This window comes from Caballeronia sp. NCF2, from assembly GCF_023631205.1.
In the GTDB taxonomy this organism is placed as follows: domain Bacteria; phylum Pseudomonadota; class Gammaproteobacteria; order Burkholderiales; family Burkholderiaceae; genus Caballeronia; species Caballeronia zhejiangensis.
Map to the genome: position 1 here is coordinate 113,877 of NZ_JALQDN010000072.1, position 25,761 is coordinate 139,637.

Sequence of the window (25,761 nt, forward strand, 5' to 3'; positions counted from 1 at the left end):
CGGCGCGTCCCTTCGATCGAGGCTGTATTTCTTCGGCATCCCGATCACTGCGAGCTGACCTGATAGCGCGCAGACGACGAGCGTGTTCAACACGCGCTTCCTGAAGACCCCTTACTCAATGGCCTTCCAGGAAATCCCTATATCTTCAAAGGAGGTTGAAATGGCCGGTGATATCAACATTCGTGAACGTGTCGTGATCTTGCCCGAGACAGGCGCATTCGCCGAGGCGCGGCGTCATCCCGAATCCACATCGAGCCGCCGTGTCGTGCATGTCTACGGTTCGCGCGTGATCGTGATGGAGGAATCGGCGGAACCCGCCGCAAAGGCGCTGGCGTACGAATCGCTGCAGGCATCCGCGATGGTGGTCGACTCGCTGTCGGCGACGGAGCAGTTGGGCTACAACGCGTTCGCCTTGCGCGAATCGAGCGCGTATCGGACCGCGAAGTCATCGCGTCCGCGCGAGGGCGAATCGTGGGATTCCAGCGAGGAAATGCAGTATTCGTGTACGCCGCCCGAAGACTCCAGGGAGCGCGCCGAAAGGGCGATGGCGCAGGCGGGCGCGCCGACGAGCCAGCGTCTGACCGGCTCGGTCGCGGTGGGAATCGTGATCGTGGAAGGACCGAACGACAATCTCAAGTTTTCGCAGGACGAGCGTACGAAGGTCGTCGCCGAAGTGCAGAACGGACTGAGCTGGCTGGCGACGCAAAACCCGGAAGGCTTGACCTTCAAGTACGACATCAAGATCGTCGCGGTGGAGGTGCAGCCCGGCGCGGACACGCTGACTTTCGATGAAAAAGAGACGCTGTGGCGCGATCCCGCGATGACGCAGCTCGGCTACGGCACGGGCATGGGCGCGGTGACGGCGTACATCGAAAAGCTGCGCACCGATCTCGGCACCGACTGGACGTATTGCGGCTTCTTCACCAAGTATCCGCTCGGGCATTTTGCTTATGCGTCGATCGGCGGCCCGCGTCTCGTGATGAACTACGACAACGATGGATGGGGCCCCGACAACATCGACCGCGTATTCGCGCACGAAAGCGGGCACATTTTCGGCGCGCCGGACGAATACGCGGCGAGCGGCTGCAACTGCGGCGGATCGTGGGGCGTGTACTTCAAACCGAACGCCAACTGCGCGAATTGCGCGCCAGGGGGCGGCGTCGATTGTCTGATGAAGGGCAATACCTGGAACATGTGCGTGCACACGCCGTTCCATCTCGGCTTTCCGCTCGTTACACAGACCTACACCGGCGTATGGCGGCAGGGCAACGACGCGCACTATCTGTGGGTCAACGCATCGTGGAACAGTTTCGTCGCGAAATGGCAGCAACTCGCGGAGCAGAATCTGCGTCTCGCCGATCTCAAGATCACGCGCGAGAACGGTTCCGAGCGATTCCACGGCGTCTGGCGCGAGGGCACGGGCGGCTATTACCTTTGGGTCAACGCGAATCAGGCGGACTTCATCACCAAATGGCAGGAGCTGGGCGCCCAGGGGTTGAGGCTCGTCGATCTCGAAGTGCAGAACGTCAACGGCACGCTGCTGTATTCGGGCGTCTGGCTGCCCGGCGACGATGGCTACTATCTCTGGATCAACGCCGACTGGAACAGCTTTGTCGCGAAGTGGCAGCAGCTCGCGGATCAGAACCTTCGTCTCATCGATCTCAAGATCGTCGATGTGGGCAACGAGCAGCGCTTCTTCGGCGTGTGGCGGCAGGGCACGGGCGGTCATTATCTCTGGGTCAATGCGGACTGGAACAACTTCGTCGCGAAGTGGCAGGAGCTCGCCCAGCAGAATCTGCGTCTCGTCGATATCGAGATTACGCAGTCCGCGCAAGGTCAGCGCTTCTCGGGCGTCTGGCTGCCCGGCGCGGATGCGTACTACCTGTGGTCCGGCGCCGACTGGCAGCACTTCGTCGCGAAATGGGAAGAGGTATCGGCGCAAGGCATGCGGCTCGTCGATCTCGACGTGGTGCCGGGCTCCGGCGCGCAGAGTCCGACGCCATCATCGGTCGCGGCTTCTTACGGCGGCATGGCGAGCGCATCGGCATCGGCGTTCGATTCTTACGAGGATGGCAAGGGCGGTCCCGGCGCAGCCACGCTGGCAGGGGAAGCGGGCTATGGAATGGGGAGCGTGAACGGCGAGGGCACGGCGGTATCGGCCCCGGATTCGGGCAGGCTCGCGGGCGTCGGCGGCGGTTCGTCGAACGGCGGCGGCCTCGCGTCGACTTCGACCGCGACCCGCACCCCTACCGCCGGCGGCGGCAACGCGTTCGGCGGCGGATACTTCGGCGGCAGTCCGCAACCCGGCGATGCGCCCGCGCCGCAACCGGAACTCACGATGGAAGCACTCGGAGGCGGATCGGTTTCCTGAGCGCGATGGGGTAGGGGTCCACGCGGCCGATGCGTCACCGCTTCGGATCGGGCGGTTGCATCGGCGGCGTGTCCCAGTCGAGCTGATCGCCACGGCGCGTCTTGACCTGGCCGAACCGCGACATCCATGCATCGACGAAAAGCGCTTCGGTATCGTCGAGCCCGTTCGACTGCTTCACCGACGATTCCGCGTGCGTCAGCACGCTGGCGACGCCGCGCATCGACGCGATGCGTGGAACGGCCGAAGCATCCGCGGTGCTCACGTATACGCGGTTCGAGATGGATTGCGTCGGCGGGGCGGCGCGCATGACGGCATCGCGCTCGGCGGCCGATATGGATAGCTGGAGAATGACGAGGACTTCGACCATGACACGTTGCTCCCGCGCGCGATGCGCGTAGCCAAGTGTAGGGCGGGCCGCATCCGGTCGCAACGCAGCGGCATGGATACTCGCGATGCTGCCCGACGAACTTATGGGCTCGTGATGGCGGATTTTGTCCGCAAAGATGACGCGTAATGCTCTTTCCTGCGCGGTTGGCGGGGCATTATGATGATTGCACGTTCAATCATCGAGGCCAAAAATGACCGCTGACCAACGCCGTTCCGCTCTCGTCATCATCGACGTTCAGGAATCGTTTCGCCACATGCCCGACTGGTCCGACACGGATCTGCCGGCTTTCAAGGAAGCCGTACTGCGCCTCGACCGCGGCGCGCGCGAAGCCGGCGTTCCGGTGGTTCATATCTTCCACGTCGGCAAGGCCGGACCGTTCAAGAAGGAATCGGGCTTTGTGAAGCCGCTGGACTGGTTGCCCGCTTCGCCCGATGTCGTTTTCGAGAAACACACGCACAACGCGTTCACCGATACCGGCCTGGACCTGTGGCTGCGCCGGCGCCAGATCGATCATCTGGTGATCGCGGGCATCCGCACCGAACAGTGCTGCGAGACGACGACGCGAGTCGCCTCGGACATCGGCTATGCCGTCGACTACGTGACCGAGGCTACCCTCACGTTTCCGATGACTCACGCCATCAGCGGCCGCGTCTACTCGACGTCCGAGATCAAGGCGCATACGGAACTCGTGCTGCAGGGACGCTTCGCGCGCATCGCCACAACCGACGACGCGCTCGCTGCGTGGCGCACGGCAAAAGCTGCATGATTCCGCCGATATCCGTATGGTTCGTGCTGACGCCGCCCGTGCTGATGCTCGACTATGCCGGCCCGGCCGAGGCGATGCGAATGGCGGCCGAAGCCGGCGGGCCTTTCGCGCTGCATCACTGCGGCCCGCTCGAGCGCGCGGCGACGTCGCTCGGCACCTTCATCGACGGTATCGAACCGTTGCCCGACAGGCTGCCGCGGAACAGTCTCGTCATGGTCGTCGGCAGCACGGAGTCGCCGGAGCCGGGCACGAACGCGCCGTTCGATACGGTCGCGCAGTGGCTTCGAGCCGCCCCGGCCGAAGACACGCGCATCGCCAGCATCTGTTCCGGCGCGCTCCTGCTTGCGCGCGCGGGGCTGCTTGCGGGACGGCGCTGCACCACGCACTTCGGACTCGTCGATGAACTCGCGCGCGCGGAACCGACGGCGCGCGTGCAATACGACTGCCTGTTCGTCGATGACGGCGACGTGCTGACGAGCGCCGGAATCACCGCGGGTATCGACCTGTCGCTGTATCTGATCGAGCACTATGCGGGAGCCGAGCGCGCCGCCGATATCGCACGCCGTCAGGTGGTCTATCAGCGCCGTGCAGGCGACGACGTGCAGCTTTCGCCGTGGCTTGCGCATCGGAATCACATGCATCCGGCGGTGCATCGCGCGCAGGATGCCATCGCGCAAAACCCTGCGCGCGACTGGAGCGTCGCCGAACTCGCGCGTGCCGCGCATGTGAGCCAGCGGCATCTGAGCCGCCTGTTTGCGGAGCACGCGGGCGTCACCGTACTGGAGTATCAGCAGAGTCTGCGGGTGGCGAGCGCGCAGCGCTTGCTCGCGCAGTCGGACTACAACATCGAGCGCGTGGCGGAGGAATCCGGTTTCGCATCCGTCCGGGATTTCCGGCGCGTGTGGCGGCGGTATCACGACGTGTCGCCCGCGCGGTTTCGCAGCGGTTCGGAGCTCGAATCTTCTGTCGACTGAACGCATCGGAACCCGCCGCCGGGCATATCTCGCCGCTTCCAGCCTGCCGTTTTGCCGCTGTCCACAGTCGGAATCTGGCAAGCATAGAGCCGGGGCTGCACCTCGACTATCGCGTCGTCCACCGCAGGGGCGGCCCCGGCATCGCGTTTCACGATGGTGCCTTGCCGAAATAGCACGTACAACGCAGTGCGTCTGGCGCATGATGCTCTCACAACACCGACCCGCCGAGCATACGCAAGCGTTCGCAAACGGCGCATTCACGGAGTGAGACGAAGCGATGCAACTCGAACAAGGAGCGGGTCGCCCGCGCACGCTTTACGACAAGATCTGGGACCGTCACCGGGTCATGTCGCGTGACGACGGACAGGATCTGTTGTTCATCGACCGCCATTTCATTCACGACGTCACCGCGCAGTCCTTCGATCTGTTGCGTCAGCGCGGCCTGACGCCACGCTCCCCCGAGCGCATCTTCGGCACGGCGGATCACTACGTTTCCAGCGTCGCAAACGACCTGTCCGCGGTTGCCGACCCGGAGCGGCGCGGCATGATTCAGGCGCTTCAGCGCGACGCCGCCGAGTCTCGGATCACGCTGTTCGACATGGACGATTCCCGTCGCGGCATCGTTCACGTGGTCGGGCCCGAGCAAGCGTTGAGCTTGCCCGGCATGACCGTCGTCTGCGCCGACAGCCACACATCGACACATGGGGCGATGGGCGCGCTTGCTTTCGGAATCGGCGCGACCGAGGTGGCTCACGTGCTCGCCACGCAATGCCTGTGGCAACGCAAGTCGGGCAACATGCGCGTCACACTCGATGGCAGCCCGGGCACGGGCGTCACCGCCAAGGACCTGATTCTCGCCGTGATCGCCCGGATCGGCGTGGCCGGCGCCGTGGGCCACGTCATCGAGTACGCGGGCTCCGCGATCTCCGGCCTGTCGATGGAAGGCCGGCTGACGCTCTGCAACATGACCATCGAAGCTGGCGGGCGAGCAGGCATGATCGCACCGGACGAAACCACGTTCGCGTACATCGCGGGGCGTCCCTACGCACCCGATGGCGATGCGTGGGACCGCGCGATGTCGCAATGGCGCGACTTGTTCACCGATCCCGGCGCGCCCTTCGATCGGGAAATACACATCGACGTCTCCGACATCGCCCCGATGGTCACGTGGGGCACGACGCCCGAATACGCCTGCGGCATCGACGGACGCGTTCCCGATCCCGCGCGACAAGCCGACCCGGATCGACGCGCGGCGATGTCGAAAGCGCTGAACTACATGGGGTTGCCTCCGAACGCGGCGCTGGAAGGCGTGGCGATCGACAGGGTGTTCATCGGATCGTGCACGAACGGCCGCATCGAGGATTTGCGCAGCGCGGCGGAGGTGGCGCGCGGCCGCCGCATCGCATCTGGCGTCGAGGCGTGGGTCGTGCCGGGCTCGCACGAGGTACGGGCTCAGGCCGAGGCGGAAGGACTGGACCGCGTGTTCAAGGAAGCCGGTTTTCAGTGGCGTTATCCCGGCTGCTCGATGTGCCTTGCAACCAACGGCGATATCGCCGCGCCCGGGCAGCGTTGCGCTTCCACTTCGAATCGCAATTTCGTGGGCCGTCAGGGACCTGGGGTGCGCACGCATCTGATGAGTCCGGCCATGGCTGCTGCCGCTGCCGTGACAGGGCGTCTGACCGATGTGCGCCGTCTCCTGGGAGCATGAAATGGAAAGCCTGATTCACCTCGATGCGGTCGCCGTCCCGATCGCCGGCATCGATTGCGACACGGACCAGATCCTGCCCGCGCGCTTCCTGCAAAAACCCCGCTCCGACGATTTCGGCCAGTTTCTCTTTCGTGCGCTGCGCTTCGGTCCGGATGGCGCCGAGAAGCCTGAGTTCGTGCTCAACCAGGCGTCGTTTCGCGAGGCGCGCATCGTGGTGGCGAACCACAACTTCGGTTGCGGCTCTTCGCGGGAGCACGCGGTCTGGGCGCTGTATGACTACGGAATCCGGGCGGTGATCGCCCCGAGCTTCGGCGATATCTTCTTCATCAACTGCCTGAAGAACGGGCTGCTTCCGATCGTGCTGCCGGAGAGCGTCGTGCTTCCGCTCCTGGAAAGCCTCGGCAGCAGGGCAGTCAGCCGGATCTCCATCGACGTGCCCGCGCAGACTGTGACGTTACCCGATGGCGCTTCGCATCCTTTCGATATGGAGCCCTTCGCGAAGGAATGCCTGCTGCGCGGCATGGACGAGATCGATTACACGCTTTCGCATCGAGACCGCATCGATGCATTCGAGCGCAATCGTGCCGATGCCTATTGAGGCGCGCGCTTTCCAAAACGACCTGGAGGAGTTCAGATGAAGATTGCAGTCATGCCCGGTGATGGCATCGGTCCGGAAGTAGTGGCGCAGGCGCTCAAGGTGCTGCAAGTCGTGGCACCCCATGCAGAGACCCAGGAGGCGCACATCGGCGAGGCCGGCATCCGGGCGCACGGCGTGCCCCTTCCGCAGCCCACGCTCGACGTGGCGCGCAAGGCCGACGCCATCCTGTTCGGTGCGGTAGGCGTCGCGGACGAAGCAGGGATACCCCGCGAGCGTCGTCCCGGAACGGGTCTCCTGCAGTTGCGCGAAGCGCTCACGCTGTACGCGAACTTCCGTCCGGCGTATATGTTCCCGGAACTGATCGGCGCTTCGACCTTGCGGCCGGAAGTCGTCGATGGACTCGACATCGTGATCGTTCGCGAGCTGAACGGCGATGCCTATTTCGGTCAGCCGCGCGGCTTCGAGACCAACGAGGCAGGCGAGCGCGTCGGCTTCAACACGATGCGCTATTCGGAATCGGAAGTCGAACGCGTCGCGCACGCGGCTTTCCGCGCCGCTCGTCGACGTCACCACAAGCTGTGCTCGGTGGACAAGGCCAACGTGCTGGAGGCGAGTCAATTGTGGCGCGAAACTGTCACGCGCGTCGGGCGGGACTATCCGGACGTCGAACTGAGCCATCTCTTCGTCGACGCCGCCGCCATGATGCTGATGCGCCGGCCCAAGCAGTTCGATGTCATCGTCACGGGCAACTTGTTCGGCGATATTCTGTCGGACGCCGCGGCCATGCTGACCGGATCGATCGGCATGCTGCCGTCGGCTTCGCTGGGCTACGACCGCAAAGGGCTGTACGAGCCCGTGCATGGGTCGGCGCCGGACATTGCAGGCAAGGACATCGCCAATCCGCTTGCTGCCATCCTGTCGCTCGCGATGATGCTGCGCGAGAGCTTCGAGATGGAAGACGCCGCCGAGCGCGTCGAACAGGCCGTGCGGGCCGTGCTGTCCGCCGGCTACAGAACCGCCGATATCCATCAGGAAGGTACGCAAAGCGTCGGCACGCGTGACATGGGCGATGCAGTGGTCGAAGCCTTGCAGAAAGAAGTCGTTTAGGGCGGATCGCGGCCTGGACCGGCTGGCAGCGCGGCGTCACGATCACGCAAGGCCAGCCTTGCAGGGCAGTTTTCGCACCGACATCCCTTGAAAGGGAGGAGACAACCATGAAGCTGAAACTCGCAGTTGCACTGTGCGCAGCCGTGGGACTCGTTTGCGCATCGGCCACGGCAGTGGCGAAGGACACGCCTGAGAAGCCTGAGCTGCACATCGCGGCGGCGTCGACGGGCATCACATACCTGCCGATGCTCGTCGCCAAGCAGCGCGGCTATTTCAAGGACGAGGGGCTCGACGTAACCATCGCCGCATTCTCGGGCGGCTCGAAGACGCTGGAGGCCTTGTTGGGCGGCAGCTCCGATATGGTGGCGGGCGCGTACTCGAACACGATCACCATGGCGACGAAGGGTCAGCACCTCGTCGTGGTGGCCGCACAAGTGATTTGCCCGGGATGGATCTTCGGCGTATCGCAGAAACACGAGACCGACGTCAAGTCGCCCAAGGATTTGAAGGGCATGCGAATCGGCGTGAGCGCGCCAGGCTCCAGCACGCACATGGCGGTCAACTACATCCTGCACAAGGCGGGGCTGCAGCCTTCGGACGTATCGATCATCGGGGTGGGGCAGGCGGCCGGCGCCGTTGCGGCGGTGCGTGCGGGGCAAATCGATGCCCTTATCGTCAACGATCCCAGTGCCACGATCCTGACGAAAGACGGCAGCCTGAGACCGCTCGAGAACATGCGTACGGCGGACGGCAACGTGAAGGTGTTCGGGGCGGACTATCCCGAGTCGAGCGTATTCGCGACGCAGGACTTCATCGACAAGAATCCGAAGACGGTTCAGGCAGTCGCCAATGCGATCGTGCGCGCGGAAAAGTGGATCGCCACGGCGACGCCGCAACAGGTCGCCGACAACGTGCCGCCGCAGTTTCTGGGCGACAACAAGGCGCTCTACGCCGAGGCCTTCACGAACAGCCGACGCTGCATCGCGCAGAACGGGGAAATCACGGCCAAGGGCGCCCAAACGGTGCATGAAGTGCTTGCGGCCTTCGACCCGGCGGTGGCCTCGGCCAAGATCGACCTCGCCACGACCTACGACAATCGATTTGTCAGAAAGGCGGCAGAGGTCCAGCCATGAGCACCGCCGCGTATAGCGTCCCGCTCGACAGCGGACCGGCGGAAGCGCGTGAAGCGTTACGCTTCGACAACGTGACCTGCACTTTTGCCGGCAACGGCAAGAGAGCGCAGACCTACACCGCGGTTTCCGGCGGAAGCCTGACGATACGAGACGGCGAGTTCGTCTCGATCGTCGGTCCTACGGGTTGCGGCAAGTCGACACTGTTGAACGTCGCCGCCGGGCTTACCCGGCCTTCGTCGGGCAGCCTGAGCGTGTTCGGCAAGAAACTGACTCACGGTCTCAACACGCAGGCCGCCTACCTGTTCCAGGTCGATGCGCTCATGCCGTGGAAGACCGCCGAAGAGAACATTGCCATCGGCCTGATCTTTCGCGGGATGCCGCGCGAAGAAGCCTTGAGCGTCGCCCGCGGCTGGCTCGAGCGAGTAGGGCTGCAAGGTCATGGGAAGAAATATCCGCATCAGATGTCGGGCGGCATGCGCAAGCGGGCCGGTCTCGCGCAAGCCCTGGCGCTCAATCCCCGCATCATTCTGATGGACGAACCGTTCAGCGCGCTCGATATCCAGACCCGTCATCTGATGGAAAACGAGCTGTTACGGCTGTGGTCGAACGACCGCAAGTCCGTGATGTTCGTGACTCACGATCTCGAAGAGGCGATCTCGCTTTCCGACCGGGTCATCGTGCTATCGGCGGGACCGGGTACACGACCTATCGCTGAGTTCGAGATCGATCTCGAGCGGCCGCGCGAGATGTCGGAGATCCGGATGACGCAGCGTTTCCTTCAACTGCACACCCAGATATGGGACGTGCTTAGAGGCGAGGTTCTGAAAAGCTATGCGCGCAATCGAGTTTAGTCCAAGCAATCGCTTCACCGTTCTGGCGACGCGGCTCGCAATCCTGCTCGGCGTCCTGTTCATCTGGTGGCTCGGCACGTATCAGAAATGGCTGTCGCCGTTCTTCTTCGGCGATCCGGTAGGCGTGGCGCGTCGCATCGTCGAGTGGTTCGTCACGGGCTCGGTGTTTCGCCATCTGTACACGACGCTGCTCGAAACGATGCTTGCGTTCGCAATCGGCACGGTTCTGGGTTTGGGATGCGGTCTCTGGCTTGCCCTTAGCCCGTTTCTGGCGGTCGTGTTCGATCCGTTCATCAAAGCGATGAACTCCATGCCGCGCCTGATTTTCGCGCCGATTTTCGCGCTTTGGTTCGGGCTGGGCATCTGGTCGAAAGTCGCCTTGGGCGTGACGCTCGTCTTCTTCGTGGTCTTTTTCAACGTGTTCCAGGGTGTGCGCGAAGTGAGCCCGACCGTGCTCTCCAATACGCGGATGCTCGGGGCGAACTCGCGTCAACTGATGAGGCATGTGTATCTGCCATCGGCGACGAGCTGGGTGTTTTCGAGCCTGCACAACGCGATCGGCATCGCGTTCGTCGGCAGCGTGGTGGGCGAGTATCTGGGCTCGGAGAAAGGCGTTGGCTATCTGATTCTGCTGGCCGAAGGCGTGTTCGATATCAACTCGGTCATCGCGGGGATTCTGGTGCTGACCGTGTTCGCGCTAGTGCTCGATACGGCCGTATCGATGATCGAAGACTATCTGCTGCGCTGGCGCCCCGTGGCCGGACAGACCGTTGCCGCCAGCGCGTGAACGCGCGATCCAACCTGAAGGGACTAAATTGCAGACGAACACAATCAATCTGGCGGACCGCGTCGCTGTCGTGACGGGCGGCGCCCAAGGCATCGGTCTCGAAGTCGGCCGCCGGCTGCTCGAGTCCGGTGCGCGACTCGTGGTCTGGGACGTGAATCCTGCTGGCATCGAGCAGGCCCGTACTCAACTGCGCCGGCACGACGTTCGCTTCGAGCGCGTCGACATTGCCGATTACGCGAGCGTGCAAGCGGCTGTCGCGGCGACGCTGGAATCGATGGGACGTATCGATATCCTCGTCAACAACGCGGCGATCGTCGGCCCGAATGCGCCTCTGATCGACTATCCGATCGATATCTGGAAGCAGGTCATGGAGATCGACGTGAACGGCACGTTCCATTGCTGCCGTGCGGTGGTCCCGGAAATGGTCCGTCAGAACTACGGCCGTATCGTCAATCTCGCTTCGGTCGCCGGCAAGGAAGGCAATCCGAATGCGGCGGCCTACAGCTCGGCGAAGGCCGCGGTCATCGCAATGACGAAGTCGCTGGGAAAGGAGCTGGCACGTCACGACATCGCGGTCAATTGCGTGACACCGGCCGTTGCGCGCACGCCCGGCGCGATGGAGCAGGCGCCCGAGCATATCGAGTACATGCTGGGCAAGATTCCGCGGGGCCGTTTCCTCGAACTGAATGAAGCCGCCGCCATGATCGCGTGGCTCGTCAGCGGAGAAAATTCCTTCACCACCGGAGCGGTTTTCGATCTGTCCGGCGGGCGCGCCACCTACTGAAGCGAGCATACATATGAAGCTCTTGCGCTACGGTTCACCGGGCGAAGAGAAGCCGGGCCTTCTCGATGCCGATGGACATATCCGTGACCTGTCGAACCATGTTGCCGATATCGCCGGCGACGCTCTGCTGCCGGATAGCCTCGCACGTCTGAAAGCGCTGGACATTGCGTCGTTGCCGCGCGTGGAAGGCAATCCGCGTCTGGGCCCCTGCGTGGGCGGCACGCGCAAGTTCATCTGCATCGGCCTGAATTATTCCGACCACGCAGCGGAAACCGGCGCCACGGTGCCGCCGGAGCCGATCATCTTCATGAAGGCCACGAGTGCGATCGTCGGTCCGAACGACTCGATCGAGATTCCGCGCGACTCGCTCAAGACCGACTGGGAAGTCGAATTGGGCGTGGTCATCGGCAAGACGGCCAAGTACGTCGGCGAGGCCGATGCGATGAACCATGTCGCGGGCTATTGCGTCATCAACGATGTGTCCGAGCGCGCGTTTCAGGCGGAGCGTCAGGGCCAATGGACCAAGGGCAAGTCGGCGGATACGTTCGGTCCGACCGGGCCCTGGCTCGTCACCGCAGACGAAATTCCCGACCCGCAGACGCTGCCGATGTGGCTGGAAGTCAACGGACATCGCTATCAGAACGGCAGTACGGTCACCATGGTGTATGGCGTGCGATATCTGGTTTCATACCTGTCGCAGTTCATGTCATTGCAGCCGGGCGACATTATTTCCACGGGCACGCCGCCCGGAGTCGGCCTGGGGCAGAAGCCTCCGGTCTATCTGAAAGCGGGCGATATCGTGACGCTGGGCATCGAGGGCCTCGGGCAGCAGCGCCAGAACGTCGTGCAGGGTTGAACGCTTCGCGGCACGGTCGCGCGAGAAATATTCGACGGAGACAAACTATCGTGACAGCGCTTTGGCGTCAGGTTTCCATTGCATTGGCAATCTTCGCTGCCGTCTCGGCTGCATCGGCCGCGAGCGGCGCGCCTGTGCCGGAGAAGCCGAAGCTGCATCTGGCGGCGGCGGGCGTCGGCTTTCCTTACCTGCCGTTCGTCATTGCGGACAGCCGGGGCTACTTCAAACAGGCCGGGCTGGATGTCGAGATCGGCGTGTTCAGCGGAGGCGCCAAGGCTCTGCAGGCGATGATGGGCGGAAGTGCCGACATCGTGGCAGGCGCCTATTCCAATACGATAACCATGGCCGCCAAGGGGCAGAAGCTGGTCTCGTTCGTGACGCTGGCCTCGTGCCCCGGATGGGTGTTCGGTGCAACGCGCGCGAGCCACGACAAGGTCAAGACTTATGCGGACCTGAAAGGCATGCGTATCGGCGTGAGTTCGCCCGGATCGAGCTTTCATATGGGCGTGAACTATCTGCTGAGCAAGTCCGGCTTGAAGCCCGGCGACGTGTCGATCATCGGCGTGGGTTCATCTGCCGGAGCGATCGCTGCGGCGCGCAGCGGTCAGATCGACGCGTTGATGAGCAACGACCCGGTCGCCACCGTTCTGCAGGGCAGCGGCGATCTGTTTCCGTTGGCCGTGATGCGAGACCCGGCCGGCACGCGCGCGACACTGGGCGGCGACTATCCGGAAGCGGCCATGTACACGACGAGAGATTTTCTCGTCAAGTATCCGAATACCGTGCAAGCGGTGACGAATGCGATCGTCGAGGCCGAGCGCTGGATGGCGCATGCAACGCCCGAACAGGTCGCCGCCGCCGTGCCGCAGCAATATGCGCTGGCCGAAAAGGATGTCTTCGCTCGTGCGTACGCCAACATGCGAAGCTGCATTTCGCGCGACGGCCTGATGACGGACGCCGCCGCGCATACCGTACACGATGTCCTGACCGCATTCGATCCCGAAATCGGCAAAGCATCGATCGACCTGAAGACCACATACTACAACCGTTTCGTCGAGAATGCGGACAAGCGTTGAACCGAGGAGACCAGACATGGAGAGCGACATCCGCATCCTGGCGGAGGGCCTGATGTTCCCCGAGGGACCGGTGGCGATGGCCGATGGCTCGGTCGTGCTGGTCGAAATCGAGCGCGAGACGATCAGCCGCGTATCCGTCGACGGCAGCGTGAGCGTCGTTGCGGAAACAGGCGGAGGGCCGAACGGTCTCGCTGTGGGTCCGGACGGCGCTTTCTACATCTGCAACAACGGGGGATTCCTGTTCCGTACCGTTGCGGGGCTCAATCGCACTCGGCCGGGTATCCATCCAGGCTATACGAGTGGGCGGATCGAACGGTTCGACCCGCGCACGGGCACGCTGACGACGCTCTACGAGCGCTGCGGCGATCAACCGCTGTGCGGGCCGAACGACATCGTGTTCGACCACGAAGGCGGTTTTTACTTCACTGATTTCGGCAAGAACCGGCTGCGCGATCGCGATCACGCGGGTCTTTATTACGCGCGAGCCGATGGGTCGATGATCGTCGAAGTCGCGTATCCGCTTACTACCGCGAACGGCGTCGGTCTGTCGCCCGACGATCGCGTGGTCTACGTCGCCGAAACAGAAACGGCGCGCTTATGGGCGTTCGACCTGGAGGAACCCGGCCGGGCGCGCAAGCATCCCTATCCATCGCCGCACGGCGGACGTCTCGTGTGCGGGCTTCCGGGCTACCAGCGATTCGACAGCCTGGCCGTGGACGCGGCAGGAAACATTTGCGTAGCGACGCTCGTCACGGGTTGCATCACCGTGGTCGCGCCGACCGGCGAGGTGATGCGGCAAGTCATGGTCCCCGATGGCATGGTGACGAACATCTGCTTCGGAGGCGCCGACATGAAGACAGCGTATGTCACGATGTCCGGCACCGGGCGTCTGGGTGTGCTGTCGTGGCCGGAACCCGGATTGAGGCTAGCTTATTCGTGATTGCCGGGCTGCTGCTGCGCGCTTGCGAGCAGGTGTTTGAGGAAGAGCTGGACGGGTGCGGGAAGAGACTCCGCCTCACGCACGCAGATTTTCCAGTGCCGCTCGGCCCACGGTTCGTCCAGCAGGACAGCAACCAGCGGCGCCGAGCTGACGTAGCGCTCGGCGTGATGCTCGGGCACGAGTCCCACGCCAAGGCGCGCTTCGACCATGCTGCGCACCGGCTCGAAGCCATTGACCCGGATAGACAGCTTGAGCGGATGGTCGAGGTCTGCCGCCGCGCGCAACACCAGCGAATTCAGATAGCTTCCTTCCTGAGGCCCCACGAGCGGATATCGCGCCACCTCGCGAAACTTGAGACGGCCGGCACGGCCCAGCGGATGATCGGGCGGCATGATGACCACGAGGCGGTCGCTTCGGTACGGATAGACCTGCAGGCCGGCAGTTACCGTGGTGCCGCCGAACACGCCGATATCGGCAGTGTTTTCGGAAACGGCGCGCACGACAGCAGGGCTCAGGCTCTCCTGAAGGTCGATGCGCAAAGCTGGATGGAGATCCAGGAAATCGCGGATATCCTTGGCGATGTACTGGACGATGGTGGAGAGGCTGGCGTGTAGCCGGATCTGACCGCGAACGCCTTCCGCGTGGTCGAGCAATTCGCTTTCCATCTGCTGGATGTCGCGCAGCAGCGTCCGTGCGTGTTGCAGCAGTGCTGCCGCCGCGACGGTCAATTCCAGCCCCTTGTTGCTACGCACGAACAACGCCGTCTTGAGGATGTCTTCGAGCTGCGACATGCGCTTGCTGAGCGCCGAAGCCGCGATGTTCTCGAATTCCGCAGCCCGCGCGATGCTGCCGTGTTCGCAGACGGCGACGAAAAGCTTCAGCGATTGGAGGTCGAAGCGCAAGTGAATCTCCGGGGACGCGATCGCTCGCGCCGCGACGTTTTCATGACGCGAGAATAGCCATGGAGCCGGCAGGAAGTCAATCGAGCGCAGCCGTCAGGGTGTCTGCAACCCGCCGTCCATCAAGCGCGTCTGCGTCCATAGCGTGACGTTACGCTCGCACGGATACTTCGCCGCTTCACGCTCATCGAGATCGACGCCCAAGCCCGGCTTTTCGTTGGCGTGAACGAAGCCGTTGCGAAACTGAGGAAGTCCCGGGAACACATCGAGCAGTGCCTCACGCGGACCTTTCAGTTCCTGAATCACGAAGTTCGGCGGCTCGGTGCCCGACCATTCCTGCACGCCGAAATTACGCGATGCAAGGTCGATATGAATGTTCGCTGCGTGCGCGAGCGGCGACATGTCGCCCGGACCATGCCAGGCCGTCCGCACGCCGAATTGCTCGGCGAAGATCTGCAGTTTTCGCGCCGCGGTGATGCCGCCGATCTGACTCAGATGCACGCGAATGAAGTCGATCAACCGCTCCGTAATCAGAAAGCGCCATTCATACGGATTGTTGAATAGCTCGCCTTGCGCCAGCGGCGTCGTGGTTTTCTCGCGCAACTGGCGCATCCATTCGCCTTCTTCGAGCGCGATCGCATCTTCGAGAAAGAACAACTCGAAAGGCTCGAGCTCGCGGGCGAAGCGAATCGCCTCCACCGGCTTCAGACGCTCATGCACGTCGTGGCACAACGCGACATCGAAGCCGATCTTGCTGCGGATGCCATCGAACAGCTTGAGCGTGTCGCGAATGTACTTGCGGCTGTCGAGGTAAATGCCGTCCGCAGCGCCTTCCGGCGCATTGGATGGCGCGCGGCCGAATGCGCCGCCGCCGTATCCGCCGCTTTGACAGCGAACATGCGTGATGCCCTGCTCGCGATATCGCTGAATGTTGTCGCAGAGTTCGTTGAGATCGCGGCCATCCGCATGACGATAGATCGGCACGCCTTCGCGCACCTTGCCGCCGAACAACTGATACAGCGGCATGTTCGCCTGCTTGCCCTTGATGTCCCACAACGCCATATCGATGCCCGAGATCGCGTTGTTTTCGATCGGTCCATTGCGCCAGTACGCGTTCTGATGCATCAATTGCCAGAGCTCTTCGATCGCCTCGGCATCGCGCCCGATCAGCAAGGGCCGCAAGTAATCTTCGATCAGGCAATTGACCGCGAGATGCCGGTACGCGAAGGTCGCGCAGCCGAGCCCATACAAGCCGGGCTGATTCGTCTCGACCCTGACGACGATGAGATTGATGCCTTCAGGCGCGGTCAGGATGACCTTGACGTCGGTGATGAGCGTTGCCATGAGTTATTTCACGAGAAGAGAAGTCACGGAATCGGACTTGCTGCCCGTGCCTCCCTTGGGTGTCGAGCGCTGGCCGGTCTGCGCGGGCACCAGCATCATGAGGACGACCGACGCGAGCAGCGCCGCGGCCATGAACACATACGATGCGGAAGGACTGCCCGTCGCACCGTTCAGATAGCCGACGAGCCACGCGCCGAGGAAGGCGCCGAGCGCACCGCACGCGTTGATGAGACCGATCGCGCCGCCGAGCACATTGCTCGGAATCAGCTCGGGGACGAGCGCGAAGAACGGTCCGTAAGGCGCGTACATCGTGGCGCCCGCGATCACGAGCAACGTGAACGACAGCCAGAAATTCGACGTGCCGACGAGATACGAACCCACGAACGCGACCGTGCCGATCAACAATAACGGCCACAGGAAGAGCTTTCGATTGCGCGTTTTATCGGACAGATACGATGCGAGCAGCATCAAAACGATGGCCGCGAGATACGGCACGGCGGAGAGCCAGCCGACCGAGACGATATCGATCGTTTTCGACGCCGACTTCAGAATCGACGGCAGCCACATGATGAAGCCGTATACGCCGATACTCCACAACGCGTGAATGGCGCAGCACTTGAGCACGATGGACGAACGGAACGCCGCCTTGTAGTCCCGCACCGGCGCGATATGCGCCTGCTCGGACTTGAGGATGGCATCGAAATCGGCTTTCTCCTTGTCGCTCATCCAAGGGGCATCGGCGGGACGATCCTTTACCGTGAACCACCACACGATGGCCCACAGAATCGCGGGCACGCCTTCGATCACGAACATTTCGCGCCAGCCGAAGTTGCGAATGAGATAGCCCGACACGATCGACATCCACAGCACCGTGACCGGATTGCCGAGAATGAGGAACGTATTCGCGCGTGAGCGTTCCGTGCGCGTGAACCATCGGCTGATGTACATGAGCATGGACGGCATCACCGCCGCTTCGACGATGCCGAGGATGAAGCGCAGCGCCATCAACGTCGGAATGTTGCTCACCATGCCGGTCGCGGCGGCGCATAGGCCCCACAAGATGAGGCTCGCGAAGATCAGCTTCTTGACGCTGTTCTTCTGTGCGTAGATCGCGCCGGGCACTTGAAACAGGCAGTATCCGAGGAAGAAAAGCGAGCCGATCAGCGACGAGGTCGCCGACGTGATGCCCAGATCCTTGTCGATGCCCGCGGCCGCCGCAAAGCCGTAGTTCGCGCGATCCAGATAAGCGAGGCTGTACGTGATGAAGATGATCGGCATGAGATGCCACCATCTTTGCGGTGCGACCGTTTTGATGTTGTCCATGATGTCTCCGATGTCAAAGTACGGCGAGCCAGCCGCCATCGACGTAAATGATTTGCCCGTTCACATAGCTCGATGCAGCCGACGCGAGGTACACCGCCGTACCGACGAGCTCTTCCGGCTTGCCCCAGCGCTGCGACGGATTGCTGTTCTTGACCCACCGGTCGAAGTCCGCGTTATCCACGAGCGCCTGATTCATGTCCGTCAGGATGTAGCCGGGGCCGATCGCGTTCGCCTGAATATCGAATGACGCCCATTCGGCGCTCATCGCGCGCGTGAGCATCTTGATGCCGCCTTTTGCGGCCGTGTAAGGCGCAACGGTCGCGCGCGCGCCTTCGCTCGTAAGCGAACCGATGTTGATGATCTTGCCGCCGCGCTTGCGCTCGATCATGCGACGCGCGGCTTCCTTCGCGACGATGAATGCGCTCGTCAGATTGGTATCGATCACGCGTTGCCAGTCGGCGAGCGCGAGCTCGATCATCGGCTTGCGGAACTGAATGCCCGCGTTATTCACGACGATATCCACTTCGATGCCCTCCGCATCCCACGCGGCGAACGCAGCGGCAACCGACGCTTCATCGGTGACGTCGAATGCGCGGCCGCGTGCGTCGAAGCCTTGTGCCTGCAGACGGCCGACAGCGGCATCGACGGTTTCGGCTTTCGTGCCGTTGACGATAACGCGCGCACCCGCCCTCGCCAGTCCTTCCACGAGCGCGTAGCCAATGCCGCGTGCCGAACCCGTGACGAGGGCCGTTCGGCCATTGAGATCGAACAACTTGTTCATGCGTGTTCCTTAGGTGATGCGGTCGAAACGTCGACGCGAGCGCGTCCGCGCAGCCTCTTTGGCGAGGCTGCGTTCCTGGTTGCCAAACGATGATGTATTGCTATGAAGGGGTGTCGTTCACGGTGCGGGCAAGCGCCGCGCGATCGTCGAAGTCCTTTTCCGCGCGTTCGATCAGCGTGAGCACGGCTTGCTCCGCCGCATGTGCATCGCCTTGTTCGATCGCGATGCACAACGCTTCGTGCATCGGCAGCGAGCGGGCGGGGCCGCCCTCGATCTCCGAGCTCAACTCAAAGCTCGTGCGCAGAATTGCGGAGAGCGCGTTTTGCATCTGCTGAACAAACTGGTTGTGGCATGCCGTGAGAATCGCACCGTGGAACGCGAGGTCCGCCGGCACGTATTCGCCTTGTCCTGCAACGGCGCGCTCCATCGCCTTGAATGCGCGACGCACCGCGATGCGGTCCTCGGGCGTCGCGCGCTTCGCCGCGAGCTTCGCGGCATTCGGCTCGATGATCGTGCGCAGTTCCATCAGGTCGCGGATGAGGTCGTCATCGACCACGCCCGAACGTGCGCGCCATGTGATGACGTCGGGATCGAACAACTGCCAGTGCGAGCGCGGCAACACGATCGTGCCGTGACGGCGCCGCACCTGCAGCATGCCTTTCGCGGACAGCGACTTCATCGTCTCGCGAATCGTGATGCGGCTCACCTGCATGAGTTCGGCGAGTTCGCCTTCGGCCGGCAGGATGTCGCCGGGCGCGAATTTGCCCGCGCAGATCTGTTCGCCCATTTGATTGAGGACTTGCCTGTGCAAGGTCGGCATTCAGCTCCCTCTAGATCATACGTATGATTTGGAAGGTAGCAGACGATCTTTCATCGGAACAATCGGGGTTGACCCGGTGCAAGTGCATTGCCGGACGCGCGCATCAAACCTTGATATAGGTCGGCTCAACCATTCGGCGGGGCAGTCAACCTTTTGTACGGCTAGGCGGGCCGTTTCCGTTTCTTTAACGTTGAGTCATCGCTGTGCCGGTCCTCGGCACGCCGTCAGATCCAAGCAAGAGAAGGAAACATCATGACGCTCGACCTGCTTTCGCAAGCCGGGACGCCGCGCGCGCCCCTGATCGAACTCGAAGACCGATGGCGCAGCCCAAGCCCGCGCGTGCTGCAGCCCGCAGCGGATGCGCAGTCCGAGCGAATGGCAATGTCTCGCTGGCTGCATCACGGCGAAGCGCCGCTCGAAGCCGTCAACGAAGGCAGCGGCACGCATCATTGCGTCAGCCTGAATCTCCGGTGCGCGCAACTGATCTTTCGTCATGCGGGCCGCAAGCTGCTGCACGGGCGCGTGCCGGCCGGCGTGGTGCAAGTGACCGCGCCCGCGACGCGCGTCTCGGCCGTGTTCGAATCCGCGATGGATGTGCTGCATCTCTTCGTGCCGCAGCGGGCATTGGCGGAATGCTACGAGGATCTGTTCCAGCGGCCGCATGCGGGCGACATCGTGCTCGACGATCCGAAGCTGATACGCGATCCCGCGCTCGAACGTCTGGGACAAGCGCTCGCCGTCTGCAAGACGGAAGGCGCGGCGCCTGGCAGAGTGTTCATCGACAGCGTCGCTTGTGCAATCGTGTCGCGGCTCGTCGCGCGTCATTTCTCGGCGCCGGCCGTGCGCGGACGCGAGCCTTCGGCGCTGCCGCAATGGCGCATCAACCGCGTATCGGAGTTCGTCGAATCGCATCTGGCCGACAACATCAGCCTGGCCGACATCGCCGCGAGCACCGGACTCACACGGATGCATTTCGCTGCGCAATTTCGGCGCGCCACCGGCATGCGCCCGCACGAATACCTGCTGCAAAAGCGCATCGATCACGCGCAGGCGCTTTTGCGCACCTCGAAGCACAGCATTCTCGATGTCGCGCTTTCCTGCGGATTCCGCTCGCAGGCGCACTTCACGACGGTCTTCAAGCGTCTGGTCGGCGCTACGCCGAAGCACTGGCAGACGACGCTCGACGCGGCATGAGCGCTTTCCGATCGAATGGCGCGACTTCAATGAAACGCCGCCCCAGGGCGGCGTTTTCGTGTCCATCAACGAAGATCGTTCACTCTCCCGCGTGCGCGCCGCCCGCGAGCTTGCCGCGGAAGATGTGATACTGATAAAGGTTGTAGCCGATCATCACCGGAAAGACGAGTCCGATGCCGATGAGCATGAACGCGAGCGTCGGCGAGTCCGAAGCGGCTTCGAGAACGCCCAGCTTGCCCGGAATGAAATCGGGGAACACGCTGATCGCCAGTCCCGCGAAAGACAGCACGAAGAGCGCTACCGATGCGCGGAACGGCCCGCGCGAACTGCCGAGATAGAGTGATGCCATGATGAACGCAAACGCGGCCACGGCGCCGAGTGCGAGCACGATCAGCAGATGCATGACGCCCGGTTGCGACCACCGCGCATGACCGATATCGCTCCTGAACCACGTCGCCAGCGTGAGCGGCGCGGCGGCGGCCACCGTGAACATCGCGCTCAGCAGGGACATCCTGCGCGCCCATTGCTCGACCATGCCCGAGGTCTTCCCGACGAGCCAGGTCGCGCCGAGCAGGCAGTAGCCCGCGACGACGCCCATCGCCGTGACGACGACGAACGCGAGCGCCACCTTGCCGGGCGCGAGCCCCGTGATGACCTTGCCGAGCACGACGCCCTGCGAGAGCGCCGCGATCAGGCTGCCGATGCCGAACACCTTGTCCCAGAGCGGACCCTGATCCACGCTATGACGAAACTCGATTGCGGCGCCACGCATGATCAATCCCGCGATCAGCGCCATGACGGGCAAATAGAGATGCTCCATCAGCAGCGCATAGGCGGCGGGAAACGCGCCGAACAGTGCGCCGCCCAGCACGACGAGCCACGTTTCGTTGGCGTCCCATACATGACCGATCGACTGGACCATGACATCGCGGTCGGCGGACTGCCTGCGCAGCAGCGTGAGGATGCCGACGCCGAGATCGAAACCATCGGTGACGACATAGAAGACGAGCATCAGCCCGATCAGGCCGAACCATGTATCGGCGAGCATCGTATGAACGGCACTATCCATTTGCAGACTCCTGAGTTCAGTAACCGGTGACGGCGTTCGCTTTCGATCGAGCCGTCTCGCCGGCCATCGCGGCGGGCGGCATGATGTCCAGATCGGGGCCGGCGCGCAGCCAGCGTCTTGCGAGCACGAAGAACGTGAACAGCAGCACGGCGTAGAAGGCGAGGAACATCGCGATACTGAGCGAGACCGAAGAGGCCGGAACCGACGAGACGGCATCGCGCGTGCGCTGCAAGCCGTACACGACCCACGGTTGCCGGCCGACTTCGCGCACGATCCAGCCCGCTTCCACCGCCACGTAGGGCAGCGGGATGCAGAGCACCCACGCGAGCAACAGCTTGCGCCGGGCGAGCAGCGCATCGAGCTTTCCGCGCGTCTTGCGCAGCGCATACGCGGTCCAGAACGCAAGCAGCATGAACGCGAAGCCGATGCCCGCCATGACGCGGAACGCGTAGTAGAGCAGCGGCAGTGCGGGCGGCTGATCGTCGCGGGCGAAGTCGGTCAGTCCTTTCACCTGTCCGTGCAGCGAGTGCGTGCCGAGCACGCTCAGCATGCCGGGCACCTCGATGGACCAGTCGTTGCGTTGCGCCTCCCGGTCCGGCCAGGCGAGCAGGGACCAGGACGCGCCTGTGCCCGGCGCATTCGTCTTCCAGTGCCCTTCGATGGCCGCACCCTTCGCAGGTTGTGTCTCGAACACACTCACGCCGCTCGAATCGCCCAGCCAGATCTGCAAGGGCGCGACGAACACCAGCACCAGCAGCGCGAGACGAAACGAGCGCACGAAGAACTCCGGATGACGCCGCCGGTAGAGATTCCACGCTGATATGCCGGCGATGACGAACATGCCCGTCTCGATGGCCGCGACCCACATGTGCCCCACGCCCCAGACCATGTCGGGGTTGAAGATCGCCGCGAGAAAATTCGTCACGACGATCTTTCCGTCGACGATGGAATAGCCCGTCGGAGTCTGCATCCACGAGTTGGCGACCATGATCCAGAACGCCGAGATGCTGGAGCCGAGCGCGACCATCGACGTGGCGAACAGGTGCACGCCGCGCGACACCCGTCCCCAGCCGAGCAGCATCACGCCGATGAAACCTGCTTCGAGCATGAAGGCCATCGCGCCTTCGAAGCCCAAGATATTGCCGATGAACTGGCCGCTGAACTGCGAGAAGCCGGCCCAGTTGGTGCCGAACTGGAACTCCATCGGAATGCCGCTCACGACGCCGACCGCGAAGTTCAGCACGAGCAGCTTGCTCCAGAAACGCGCGTGCCGGTAATACGCAACGTCGCCGGTGCGGATCCACAGCACTTCGACGAGCACGAGAAACGCGGAAAGGCTGATGGTGAGAATCGGCCAGAGTATGTGGAAGATCGCGGTCATCGCGAACTGCGCGCGCGACAGGTCGAGTACGTGATCAAGCATGATGTTCGGTTCCGTGTCGTTGATCGGTGGCGCTCGAGGCGTAATCGTCGACAGCGCCGCTACGCACGACCTTGACGGGCACCGACTTGTAGGCAGGCGTGCGGCTTTGCGGGTCGAACGCATGAAGCGGCACGAGCGGATTGACTTCCGGGTAGTACGCACCGCAGCAGCCGTCGGGAAGCGCGTACTCGACGATCTTGAAGTTGCGGATGACGCGCTCGATACCGTCTTGCGCAATGGCCCGGATATCGACGCGATCGCCCGCACGCAGCTTGCGTTTCGCCAGCTCGCGCGCGTTCATGAACACCACGTCGCGCTGACCGAACACGCCGCGATAGCGATCCGAATGCGAATAGAGCGTCGTGTTGTACTGATCGTGGCTGCGCATCGTCGTGAGCGAGAGCGCTTCGGGATCGTCCTGCGCGGGATCTTCATCGAGACCGTCGAACACGAGGAAATTCGCGCGGCCGGTGTTCGTGTCCCACACGCGCTCGCGCGCCGGCGAGCTCAGATGGAAGCCGCCCGGCACGCGAATGCGCGCGTTGTACGCCTGAAAGATCGGAAAGACGATCTCGATCGCGTCGCGGATGCGGTCATAGCTCGCGACGAGATGCTCCCAGGGCACGCGTGACTTCTCGCCGAGCGTGGCGCGCGCCATGCCCGCCACGATGGCCGGCTCGCTCATCAAATACGGCGATGCGGGATCGTTGCGCCCGGCGGACGCATGCACCATCGACATCGAATCCTCGACGGTGATCGACTGCGGCCCGTCCGCCTGAATGTCGATCTCGGTTCGGCCGAGGCAGGGCAGTATCAGCGCGTCCTTGCCATGTACGAGATGACTGCGATTGAGCTTGGTCGCGATATGCACCGTCAGATTCAGCTTGCGAATCGCGCTTTGCATGCGTTCCCAGTCGGGAATCGCCGCCGCGAAATTGCCGCCCAGCGCGATGAAGACCTTCGCTTCGCCGCGCATCATCGATTCGAGCGTGGCGACTACATCGTTGCCATGCGTGGGCGGCGGCGTGAAGCCGAACGCGCGCTCGATGCCCGCGATCAGTTGCGCGCTCGGCTTCTCCGTGATGCCGACCGTGCGATTGCCTTGCACGTTCGAGTGTCCGCGCACCGGACAGATGCCCGCCCCCGGCCGCCCGACATTGCCGCGCAACAGCGCGAGGTTCGCGATCTGCTGCACTGCCTCCGTGCCGCGGCGATGCTGCGTGATGCCCATGCCGTAAACAAGGATCGCATTGTTCGCGCGCCTGTAGATGTTCGCCGCGTTCGTGATCTCGTCGCGCGTGAGTCCTGCGTGACGTTCGATCGCGTCCCACGGCGTCACGCGCAGATCGGCGAGCAGCGCTTCGATGCCGTGCGTATGGCCTTCGATGAACTCGATATCGAGCACGCGCGGCTGATCGCAGGCGAGGGCGGCATCGTCGGCTTCGACGATCGCCTTCATCATGCCCTTGAGCGCGGCCACGTCGCCACCCACGCGCACCTGATAGAGAAACGAGCTGATGTTCGTGTAACCGAGCGTCGCCATCTCGACCGGATTTTGCGGCGATGCGAAGCGTTCCAGTGCGCGCTCGCGAAACGGATTGAACGACACGATCTTCGCACCGCGGCGGGCTGCGGCGTGCAGGTCGCTCATCATGCGCGGGCTGTTGGTGCCGGGATTCTGACCGAAGATGAAGATCGCGTCCGCATGCTCGAAGTCTTCGAGCAGCACAGTGCCTTTACCGACGCCGATGGATTGCGGCAGGCCCACGCTGGTCGCCTCGTGACACATGTTCGAGCAGTCGGGGAAGTTGTTGGTGCCGAATTCGCGCACGAAGATCTGGTACAGAAACGCCGCTTCGTTCGACGCGCGGCCGGACGTGTAGAAGTCCGCCTGATCCGGATGTTCGAGCGCGTTGAGATGACGGCCGACGAGGGCGAACGCATCGTTCCATTCGATCGGCACGTAGCGGTCCGATTCCGGGTCATAGACCATCGGGTGCGTGAGACGGCCCGCCATCTCGAGGTCGTAATCGTTCCATGCCGCAAGCTCGGAGACGCTGTGCTGCGCGAAGAACTCGGGCGTGCAGCGCATCGCGGTGGCCTCCCATGCAACCGCCTTGGCGCCGTTTTCGCAGAACTCGAACGACGAAGTATGTTTCGGATCGGGCCATGCGCAGCCGGGGCAGTCGAAGCCTTGCGGCTGGTTCATGCGCAGCAGCGTCTGCGCGCCCGACACGGCAATGCCCTGGATCTTCAGCGCCTCGCCGGTGGCCTTCAATGCACCCCAGCCGCCCGCAGGCTCGCTATAGATGCGTATCGCTTTCTTCTCGCTCATTTCCTTCGCCTCGCAAACAATGCCATTCGTTGGTTTGGTGAACGTGATGATCGTCGTTCGCATACGAGGGGTTTTGCATAAAAGCCGGGCCGTTTGCGATCCGCACGAATTGCGAAAGCGGGCGTTGCCGCTTCGCCATCGCCGTGCATACGCTAAAACACCGGTTGCATCGAAAAGACTGGGTTTCGATGCCCGTGAATACTCCTTCCCTACGCGACGGACCCGCCGCGTTAC

The 25,761-nt window shown here is 63.1% G+C and carries 23 protein-coding genes; 14 read left to right on the top strand and 9 right to left on the bottom strand.

The genetic code is table 11. The features are described 5' to 3' along the window. The first annotated feature begins 160 nt into the window (after positions 1-160). On the top strand, positions 161-2,371 hold the full coding sequence (locus NCS02_RS36360) for a hypothetical protein (RefSeq protein ID WP_241814120.1): 2,211 nt from the start codon (positions 161-163) through the stop codon (positions 2,369-2,371). Between the two features lie 34 nt (positions 2,372-2,405). Here NCS02_RS36360 and NCS02_RS29210 read toward each other — a convergent pair whose 3' ends face one another. Further along, entirely contained in the window at positions 2,406-2,738 is a 333-nt protein-coding gene (locus NCS02_RS29210) for a hypothetical protein (RefSeq protein WP_250520305.1), read from the bottom strand. A gap of 211 nt (positions 2,739-2,949) precedes the next feature. Between NCS02_RS29210 and NCS02_RS29215 the strand changes: the two genes are divergently transcribed. The 12 genes from NCS02_RS29215 (at position 2,950) to NCS02_RS29270 (ending at position 14,339) form a co-directional block, all read left to right on the top strand. Then, positions 2,950-3,525 carry an isochorismatase family protein gene (locus NCS02_RS29215; RefSeq protein ID WP_034470174.1) on the top strand — a complete coding sequence of 192 codons (576 nt, stop codon included), beginning with the start codon at positions 2,950-2,952 and terminating at the stop codon, positions 3,523-3,525. Then, positions 3,522-4,499: a GlxA family transcriptional regulator gene (locus NCS02_RS29220; protein WP_250520306.1), complete on the top strand. Its 978-nt coding sequence runs from the start codon at positions 3,522-3,524 to the stop codon at positions 4,497-4,499. Before NCS02_RS29215 ends, NCS02_RS29220 begins: the two co-directional genes overlap by 4 nt. 277 nt (positions 4,500-4,776) lie before the next feature. Further along, positions 4,777-6,207 (top strand): 3-isopropylmalate dehydratase large subunit, encoded by a 1,431-nt coding sequence (gene leuC, locus NCS02_RS29225; protein ID WP_250520307.1) that lies wholly within the window; start codon positions 4,777-4,779, stop codon positions 6,205-6,207. A 1-nt stretch (position 6,208) separates the two neighbouring features. After that, positions 6,209-6,805: a 3-isopropylmalate dehydratase small subunit gene (gene leuD, locus NCS02_RS29230; protein ID WP_250503912.1), complete on the top strand. Its 597-nt coding sequence runs from the start codon at positions 6,209-6,211 to the stop codon at positions 6,803-6,805. Positions 6,806-6,841: 36 nt separating this feature from the next. Beyond that, positions 6,842-7,912, top strand: a complete 1,071-nt coding sequence (gene leuB, locus NCS02_RS29235) for a 3-isopropylmalate dehydrogenase (RefSeq protein WP_008346610.1) — start codon at positions 6,842-6,844, stop codon at positions 7,910-7,912. 107 nt (positions 7,913-8,019) lie between these two features. Further along, entirely contained in the window at positions 8,020-9,045 is a 1,026-nt protein-coding gene (locus NCS02_RS29240; protein WP_008346612.1) for an ABC transporter substrate-binding protein, read from the top strand. Further along, positions 9,042-9,896 (top strand): ABC transporter ATP-binding protein, encoded by an 855-nt coding sequence (locus tag NCS02_RS29245; RefSeq protein ID WP_008346614.1) that lies wholly within the window; start codon positions 9,042-9,044, stop codon positions 9,894-9,896. Before NCS02_RS29240 ends, NCS02_RS29245 begins: the two co-directional genes overlap by 4 nt. Then, on the top strand, positions 9,877-10,683 hold the full coding sequence (locus tag NCS02_RS29250) for an ABC transporter permease (RefSeq protein ID WP_250520308.1): 807 nt from the start codon (positions 9,877-9,879) through the stop codon (positions 10,681-10,683). The genes NCS02_RS29245 and NCS02_RS29250 overlap by 20 nt, the downstream gene beginning before the upstream one ends. 28 nt (positions 10,684-10,711) lie before the next feature. Beyond that, positions 10,712-11,467, top strand: a complete 756-nt coding sequence (locus tag NCS02_RS29255) for an SDR family NAD(P)-dependent oxidoreductase (RefSeq protein ID WP_250520309.1) — start codon at positions 10,712-10,714, stop codon at positions 11,465-11,467. A 13-nt stretch (positions 11,468-11,480) separates the two neighbouring features. After that, entirely contained in the window at positions 11,481-12,323 is an 843-nt protein-coding gene (locus NCS02_RS29260; protein ID WP_175980145.1) for a fumarylacetoacetate hydrolase family protein, read from the top strand. A gap of 50 nt (positions 12,324-12,373) precedes the next feature. Next, positions 12,374-13,399, top strand: a complete 1,026-nt coding sequence (locus tag NCS02_RS29265; RefSeq protein ID WP_502800910.1) for an ABC transporter substrate-binding protein — start codon at positions 12,374-12,376, stop codon at positions 13,397-13,399. Positions 13,400-13,415: 16 nt separating this feature from the next. Next, a complete protein-coding gene (locus NCS02_RS29270; protein WP_250520310.1) occupies positions 13,416-14,339 on the top strand; it encodes an SMP-30/gluconolactonase/LRE family protein in 924 nt (307 codons plus the stop codon). On the opposite strand, the gene NCS02_RS29275 is transcribed toward NCS02_RS29270, so the two are convergent. The 5 genes from NCS02_RS29275 to NCS02_RS29295 form a co-directional block, all read right to left on the bottom strand. Further along, positions 14,330-15,241 (bottom strand): LysR family transcriptional regulator, encoded by a 912-nt coding sequence (locus NCS02_RS29275; protein WP_008346626.1) that lies wholly within the window; start codon positions 15,239-15,241, stop codon positions 14,330-14,332. The two genes, NCS02_RS29270 and NCS02_RS29275, sit on opposite strands and share 10 nt — an antisense overlap. Before the next feature lie 93 nt (positions 15,242-15,334). Next, positions 15,335-16,582, bottom strand: a complete 1,248-nt coding sequence (locus NCS02_RS29280; RefSeq protein ID WP_250520311.1) for an enolase C-terminal domain-like protein — start codon at positions 16,580-16,582, stop codon at positions 15,335-15,337. Positions 16,583-16,585: 3 nt separating this feature from the next. Then, complete coding sequence (locus tag NCS02_RS29285) at positions 16,586-17,905, bottom strand: MFS transporter (protein WP_250520312.1); 1,320 nt, start codon at positions 17,903-17,905, stop codon at positions 16,586-16,588. A gap of 13 nt (positions 17,906-17,918) precedes the next feature. Then, a complete protein-coding gene (locus NCS02_RS29290) occupies positions 17,919-18,686 on the bottom strand; it encodes an SDR family oxidoreductase (RefSeq protein ID WP_250457001.1) in 768 nt (255 codons plus the stop codon). A 100-nt stretch (positions 18,687-18,786) separates the two neighbouring features. Further along, positions 18,787-19,506, bottom strand: coding sequence for a FadR/GntR family transcriptional regulator (locus NCS02_RS29295; RefSeq protein WP_175980140.1), 720 nt, complete (start codon positions 19,504-19,506; stop codon positions 18,787-18,789). 252 nt (positions 19,507-19,758) lie between these two features. Between NCS02_RS29295 and NCS02_RS29300 the strand changes: the two genes are divergently transcribed. After that, positions 19,759-20,700 (top strand): helix-turn-helix transcriptional regulator, encoded by a 942-nt coding sequence (locus NCS02_RS29300; RefSeq protein ID WP_175980139.1) that lies wholly within the window; start codon positions 19,759-19,761, stop codon positions 20,698-20,700. Between the two features lie 79 nt (positions 20,701-20,779). Here the strand turns inward: NCS02_RS29300 and NCS02_RS29305 are convergent, their stop codons facing one another. From NCS02_RS29305 to NCS02_RS29315, 3 genes are read right to left on the bottom strand one after another with little or no spacing between them, the layout of a single operon-like run. Continuing rightward, positions 20,780-21,769 carry a cytochrome d ubiquinol oxidase subunit II gene (locus tag NCS02_RS29305; RefSeq protein WP_250520313.1) on the bottom strand — a complete coding sequence of 330 codons (990 nt, stop codon included), beginning with the start codon at positions 21,767-21,769 and terminating at the stop codon, positions 20,780-20,782. A 16-nt stretch (positions 21,770-21,785) separates the two neighbouring features. Beyond that, a complete protein-coding gene (locus tag NCS02_RS29310) occupies positions 21,786-23,192 on the bottom strand; it encodes a cytochrome ubiquinol oxidase subunit I (RefSeq protein WP_250520314.1) in 1,407 nt (468 codons plus the stop codon). Beyond that, entirely contained in the window at positions 23,185-25,527 is a 2,343-nt protein-coding gene (locus NCS02_RS29315; protein ID WP_250520315.1) for an FdhF/YdeP family oxidoreductase, read from the bottom strand. Before NCS02_RS29315 ends, NCS02_RS29310 begins: the two co-directional genes overlap by 8 nt. Positions 25,528-25,761: the final 234 nt, after the last annotated feature.